The organism is Mesorhizobium sp. M0598, from assembly GCF_040320865.1.
GTDB lineage: Bacteria > Pseudomonadota > Alphaproteobacteria > Rhizobiales > Rhizobiaceae > Mesorhizobium.
In genome coordinates this window covers 35,324-41,778 of sequence record NZ_JAMYQL010000041.1, presented here as the reverse complement: position 1 = coordinate 41,778, position 6,455 = coordinate 35,324, and the positions used below count along the sequence as shown (strand labels likewise).

Genomic DNA, 6,455 nt, shown 5'->3' with positions numbered 1-6,455 from the left:
ACCGAAATCTCCACCCCGCGGGTTCCTTCCCTGGAGGCTTCCGGACGCCGGCCTCGAGCCACGCCATCTCAGTAGACGGCCGGCATCCGAAACCCATCACAGAAGCGGTCGCGCGATGTATGCCTCGCACCAGCGCGGACAATTGGCCCGGCTACCGGCGCAAGATTTTTCAATCGCTTTTCCCTTGGCGAGTTCGTCTACGAGTTTGTCGAAATAGCGGATTTCGCGCGTCGTGCTTTCCTCGATATCCTGCACACGCACGCCACAGATCACGCCGGTGATCATCTGCGGCTGCGCGAAGAAATCCTCGAAGTTGGTTTTCTTCGCCAATTTCTTCTCCAGCGTCTCCTGGCTGTGGCAGGTTAACCAGCGGATGATCTCATCGACCTCAGCCTTCCTGCGCCCCTTCTTCTCCTCTTCTCCGCCTTGGGCACATTAATGTGGATAGACGCTCCCCGCGCTCACCGAATAGATGCGATGGTTGTTGTTCATGCGTCCTCCCTACGTCGCGCGGCTTCTCGGCTCATATCGCATTGCCACCGCACCTGAGGAGGAGAACTCCAGGCGGTCCACCAGCTTCACTTCGAGAGGCCGCCGGGTAGCGTCTTCCCACGTTGTAGCTTGCTAGGGTCGCATATACCTAGGATTCGAGTGGGGCATAAGTCGCTGCTCAGATTGCGGGCAAGTCATTGCGCCTGCTAAATGGGCATCGGCCTAATAAAAGAGCACAAGCCAGGTCGGGCCAGGGTCGTGCCGGCTAGAGGTTTGGGCTGGCCGGCGCGACCTGTTGAAGTATGGGAACTCATATTTTGCAGGATCGAGGATCACCAGTTGGCGATCCGCCGCGGCGCGGCTTCGTGTAGCCTACATCGGCATTGCGCCCCCACTTGCCAGATGTTTCACGGGTTATCGAAATATTGAGAAGCGAAATTAGTGGGTAGAAGTTTTGCAACTTAGGACAGCTATACTTGGGCAGAACAGTGAGCTATTTTGACTCGGTTTGCTGGGCGTCGAAGATCCAGACCCTGTTAACTATCGCAAGTTTCGTCCGAGGTTGGGAGGCTGCTTTGCGCAACCTTTCGCCCGGCGCGCGGAGGGAAAACCATGCGAATCCTCGCTATTTTTGGAGCGATTGCCGTCCTGCTTGCCTGCGGCGCTGCGCGGGCTCAGCAACCGACAGATTTCCTGGACTTACAAGGCGAGAAGGTTCCGCTGACGCTTAGTCTCGACAGGCTGGGCATCCTCGTCAAGGACGGGACGACAGCGGATCAAATCAAGGATTTCGCGGGTCGCCGCGGGTACAAGATCGCGCAAGCGCTGCCGGGCGGCGTGTATCTCCTCGACATTGGCCGCAAGACCGACCGATCCGAACTGGCCCAGCTTCCCCTTGGCATAAAACGTGAAAACGATCCGGTGGTCGCGCAATCGGGATTTGTGGTGACGGGGCCAGGGCTCGACTATCCGCTAATCGTCACGGACGAGATCATCATCCAGTTTAAACCCGGAGTATCGGTCGAGCGGATCAACACGTTGGTCGCCCAGCAGGCGGCCTCGATTGCGAAGGCCAGCGACTATTACCCGAACCAGTTCATCGTGCGGGTGGAGGAGGCCTCGAAGGGCGATGCCTTGCAGCTTAGTTCGCGCTTCCAGTCGATGGCTGATCTCGTCGACTTTGCGCATCCGAACTTCATCATGATTCTCGAGCCCCAACAAATGATCCCGAGCGATCCCCTGTTCGGCGATCAGTGGCATCACCAAAACACGGGGCAAGAGAGCGGTACGCACGATGCTGACATCGACGCCCCGCAGGCATGGGCCATCGAGCGCGGCTCGGCCGCGACGACAATCGCCATCATAGATCTCGGGTTCGACGTGATGCATCCCGATCTGCAGCCCAATCTCGTCAACGGCTGGGATTTTGTTGACAACGACAACGACCCTTCTGACCTGACCCAGCAGGGCAGGCACGGGACTTCGGCCGCCGGGGTAGCGGCAGCAAGGGGTAACAACTCGATCGGTGTCAGTGGCAGCTGCCCGGAATGCAGTCTGATGCTTATCCGCATCCCGCCTAGTACTGCGGCGATTGGCGACGCGATCGGCTATGCGGCGAGTAGCGGGGCCGCCATCATATCGAACAGCTGGGCTGCTACCCCTATTCCGGCAATCGTCAATGCGCTGAACAGCGCCGCAACAACGGGCCGTGGTGGACTTGGCAGCGTTGTTCTAATTGCCATGCGCAACAGCACAGGCAACGACTGCGGCCCTACGCGCCTTCCGTCCCTGGGTAGCCTCATTGCCATCGGCCGTTCGACCAACCTCGATCTCGTCGACGATAGTCCCTCGTTCGGCGATTGCATGGATCTCATGGCCCCGACCGCGTGGACGACGACCATTTCTTCCGGCAAAGGCACCTTGTGGATCACGACGACCGATATGCTGGGGCCTGCTGGGTACAACAGCATGCTCCCCGACCCCGATTGCGCGGAAGATCCTTCCGCGCTCGACTATACGCATTGCTTCATCGGCAGCTCGTCATCGACACCGTTGACGGCCGGAGTAGCTGGACTGGTCCTAACAGCGAGTCCTGCGCTCACTCGTCTACAGGTTCAGCGGTTGCTACAGGACACGGCGGACAAGATTGACGACGCGGCTGGCGCCTATGCTCCCGGCAACGGCTACAGCGCTCCCGTGTCCGGCGATCCGACACACGCCTGGGGGCGCGTCAACGCATTCGAAGCCGTGCGCTTGGTCGCTGTTGCACCAAACGGTCGTGCCGGGGTGGACATCTTCCTGCGCGACAACCGGCTCGATTGGGGCAACACCGAGCAACCAAGCAACACGCTCTTCGGTGCAGGAAGCGGCACCATCGGTCATTGGGAGAGCATGGATATCAAGGTCGACGCTCCTCCGTATCAGCCGGCGCCGGCTGCGGCGACGTTCGAGGTGTTCTCCGATGAGACCCCGAGTGCGGTCAACGGCGACATTAACAGGGTCTATGTTCGCGTGCGCAATCGCGGCCCGCAGACAGCGACGACTACGACGGTCAAGCTGCACTGGGCGCAGTTCGGCACGGCGCTCCCGCCACTGCCAAACGACTTCTGGTCGCTGTTTCCTGTAGACTCGGCGGATACCTCGCAATGGCATCCTCTCAGTTGCGCCGCCACAAATGCTTCGACCTGTGTGGTATCGAACCTTAGTTATTCGGGTGCCTCGGTCGCCATGACGAGTGGCGACGCCGCCCGGATCGCGCAGTTCGACTTTCCGGCGCCCCCTGTTCACCAGGCGCTCTCAAATCATTTCTGCCTACTGGCGATGGTGGATTCGCCGCAGGATCCGATCTCACAGGCTTCGAAGGCGAGCTTCTTCGTTGATGGGATAACGCCGAGCGACAATAACGTGACGCATCGTAACTATGCGAACCTGCGCACGATCCACTCTCTCGTCGAGCGATTTCTCGTGAGGAACCCTTTCGACAGGCCAATACAGACTGAACTTCGCTTGACGGCACCTGCCGGTTGGAAGGTCTCGAGTGAGCCGTATCCTGTTGGAAAGCCGTTCCAGATGAAGCCGCTGGAGGAGGTCCGTGCTGCGTTGACTATCGACAAGGCAACAGCCGGCGATGGCATTGTGACTTTGTCCCAGGAGGAGCTGACAGGCGAGAAGGCTATTCTCATTGGCGGCTTGAGCCTGCGGTTCCAGGCGGAGAAGTGAATTTTGTCCATGCGCCGATAATGCGAAGATCGAATCTACCACAGGTTGACTCGGTCGGCGACTTTCAACCATGTACTTTTCTGTCTGGCGTTATGCTTGGTTAGGTCTAGACTGGGTTGTCGGCAACTTATTGAGCTGAGGGGATCACCATGAACGACCGCAAGGGATTCTTCGTCCGCCGGTCGCGGGCGGTGGTGAGTTTTGCCGTTGGGATCATTCTGACATGTGCCGGCTCGGCGTGGGCTGCGGACTGCACCATAAAGCAACCGGAGCCCGGATTGGACGCGCCGGCGGAGAGTCAATGGGGCGGCGCGACCGTAGCTGCCGATGATCGGCAAAAGATTGACGACCTGTTCAGCCGCTACGCATGGGCCCTCGACCAGCGCGATGCCGACAGGTTCGAGAATTTGTTCACGGGCGCCGGAAGCTATGAGGTTTGCACCGGCGAGGGTAACATTCAGATATACATCGCACCCAAAGCGGTAATCAAAATGAAACTCCAGCAGCAGTTCGACGAGACGAAGGAGGTATTCCAGCCTCGACATGTTGTCGTCAACACTCTTCTGCGCAGCAGGAAAGATCACGACAAGACATTCTTGGATTCAAAGAGTACCATGGCGGTCACCGTCCAACGAGCAGAGGGAGATCGCGTGTTGCCCGAACCGGACTACACCGCGGACGTGCGGGCCACGCTCGACAAGGACAAGGATACGGGCGTCTGGAGGTTTGCAACGGTCACGGTCTACGCGGACACGCCGGAGTTCGAGCCCATGGGGCGGTGAGTTGGTGCGTGCGCGGATCGCTTGTCGCTCGCCTGGTTCTCGTTACAACGGTCGTGATCGTCAGTCCGGCGAGCAGTTTTGACGGTTCGGGCGGGTCTGAGTCGCTCTCGGGCGCTGGCCTTGCCGCCATCATGTTGCGGTGGAACGGTGACATATTCTGGCCGCCGGCTTCCGAAAACAACGAGCCTGTAACACGGTTCGGCGATGAGGCTCGCGCGGTTTTCGGCCCAATTCCTGACGCGGATTGCGGCAACGCGAATGCGAGGGTTCTTCCGCTCGAGGTCGACGGCAACATGGTTGACCTCGTGCCCAATCCCGCCAAGCCCGGTCATCCCCTCGAATTCCAGCACAGGGACTTTGCGGGCAATGTGGTAAAATGGACGGGCCGCATCGAGAAATGCGACAAGCCTTCGCTGGCCGGGACTGTTGCATACTGTGGCTTAAACTCGCGTCTACACCGCGTTGTCCGCGGGAATGTGGAATGGCTGTTCTTGTGTCGGAAGTCGAACAGCAGCCTCGAGGTAGCGAGCGATCCCTACTGGCGGCGCTCCGATCCGCGCTTCGCGCTCCTAGGAACGATCGGCTTTAACAAAAGCACCGGCGAAATCGTGTTCTTCGACGGGAGAAAGGATCGGGCAGAGTTTGACTGGTCAAAACCTTTCGTTCCACCTGGCGGCCGCTCCTACACCGACGCCGCTGCGCGCGCCGAGGCCGCAGCCCTGTATGATACGACGTTCCAGATTCGATGCCATGCGTGCCACGATAACAAGAGCCCCTACGTGGTCGATCCTCACGCAGGGCAGTCCAGGGTAGGCTATCTCCTGGGCGAGAGCGACGACCGGGCGCTCGCCTTTAGCCTTGGCGACTATTTGCCCGAAAGGCCCCGTCTTGAAGGCACATCTTTCCGCATAATCGGATCCGGATACACTGACAGATACCAGGGCGACATCGCGCGCGCCATGACGGTGCGAGACCCGACTGGGAATTGCACGAACTGCCATACGCTGACAACCCAGATGACTGGCCGGCGTCTAGCGGCAGATGCCGTTGGGCGCGAGCCGTTCATATCCAACCCGCGCTGGGGGCAAGTCTTGGTGCTGAGGGACGAGAAGCTCACGCTCAGGCGGATTGACAGGCACAGGACGGATTGGGCGCGCCGCACCGGTGGCGGCAAAATCCACCCATGGATGATACCCGGCAGCGGAAACGATTTGTCCGCAACCACCCCGGAAATAGGTGGCTCAGATTGGCGCAGGTTGAGCACGTGCCTATGGGGAGCGGGCGGTGCTGAGTGCGGCTACAAGCCCCTCTACACGCCTTGTCCAGCCCCTGAGTCTCAAGAGGATGGGTCCCTGCTCTCTGGCGCGACGGTCGAGGTTCTTCCGCAGCAAACCGAGGCAAACGGCGGTCGTATTCTCCGACTCCGCTGGAAGTATCTCAACAACTATGGCGGCGTTCCCGAACGCGACGACATCCGATTCAACATCGCGGTCCGCCAACGGGCGCTCACAACGGCTGCGGTGCCTTCGTTGGTTAACGACTATCCGAGCCTCGATGAGACCCAGGACACAGAAGCGACCGCTTTCGACACCCCCATCGGCATCTCTGGTTCGGTCATGCTCATCCGCAACACGTCATATTCGGGTCATATACGGTGGACTGAACCCGCCCCATCTACCTCGCCCAGGTTCTTCGAGCTACTTTTGCCCGCCGCCTGCAATCAGCGGCACCTCATCCGTATCGTCCCGAAGCGGTTCTGTTTCGATAGAAGCAACATAGCGTATAGCTCAAAACACCACCTCCTCTACGCGGACATCCGTTGCCGTCGAGAGTAGTGTCGTGGTTGGACCACCCCTCACCTGCAAGCGGCGGTCGGTTGACAGACGATCTAAGCAGTTACATCGTTTCCAGGTTTATTGTTCGACTGTCAGAGCGACTCGATAGGGCCCAAGCATACGCTTC

Annotated in this window: 3 protein-coding genes and 1 pseudogene; 3 read left to right on the top strand and 1 reads right to left on the bottom strand. The window is 59.4% G+C overall.

All coding sequences use genetic code 11. From position 1 onward, the window contains the following. Positions 1-96: 96 nt before the first annotated feature. Positions 97-492, bottom strand: a pseudogene (locus NKI59_RS30645) (DUF2200 family protein). Between the two features lie 612 nt (positions 493-1,104). Here NKI59_RS30645 and NKI59_RS30640 point away from each other — a divergent pair. The 3 genes from NKI59_RS30640 (at position 1,105) to NKI59_RS30630 (ending at position 6,328) form a co-directional block, all read left to right on the top strand. Further along, complete coding sequence (locus tag NKI59_RS30640; protein WP_352708368.1) at positions 1,105-3,711, top strand: S8 family serine peptidase; 2,607 nt, start codon at positions 1,105-1,107, stop codon at positions 3,709-3,711. Positions 3,712-3,860: 149 nt separating this feature from the next. Beyond that, positions 3,861-4,493, top strand: a complete 633-nt coding sequence (locus tag NKI59_RS30635; protein WP_352708366.1) for a nuclear transport factor 2 family protein — start codon at positions 3,861-3,863, stop codon at positions 4,491-4,493. Between the two features lie 8 nt (positions 4,494-4,501). Beyond that, entirely contained in the window at positions 4,502-6,328 is a 1,827-nt protein-coding gene (locus NKI59_RS30630; protein WP_352708364.1) for a hypothetical protein, read from the top strand. The last annotated feature ends 127 nt before the right edge of the window (positions 6,329-6,455 follow it).

Bases quoted from the DNA above. Each gene is read 5' to 3' on its own strand.
- NKI59_RS30640 (WP_352708368.1), top strand. From the start codon at position 1,105: ATGCGAATCCTCGCTATTTTTGGAGCGATTGCCGTCCTGCTTGCCTGC.
- NKI59_RS30635 (WP_352708366.1), top strand. From the start codon at position 3,861: ATGAACGACCGCAAGGGATTCTTCGTCCGCCGGTCGCGGGCGGTGGTG.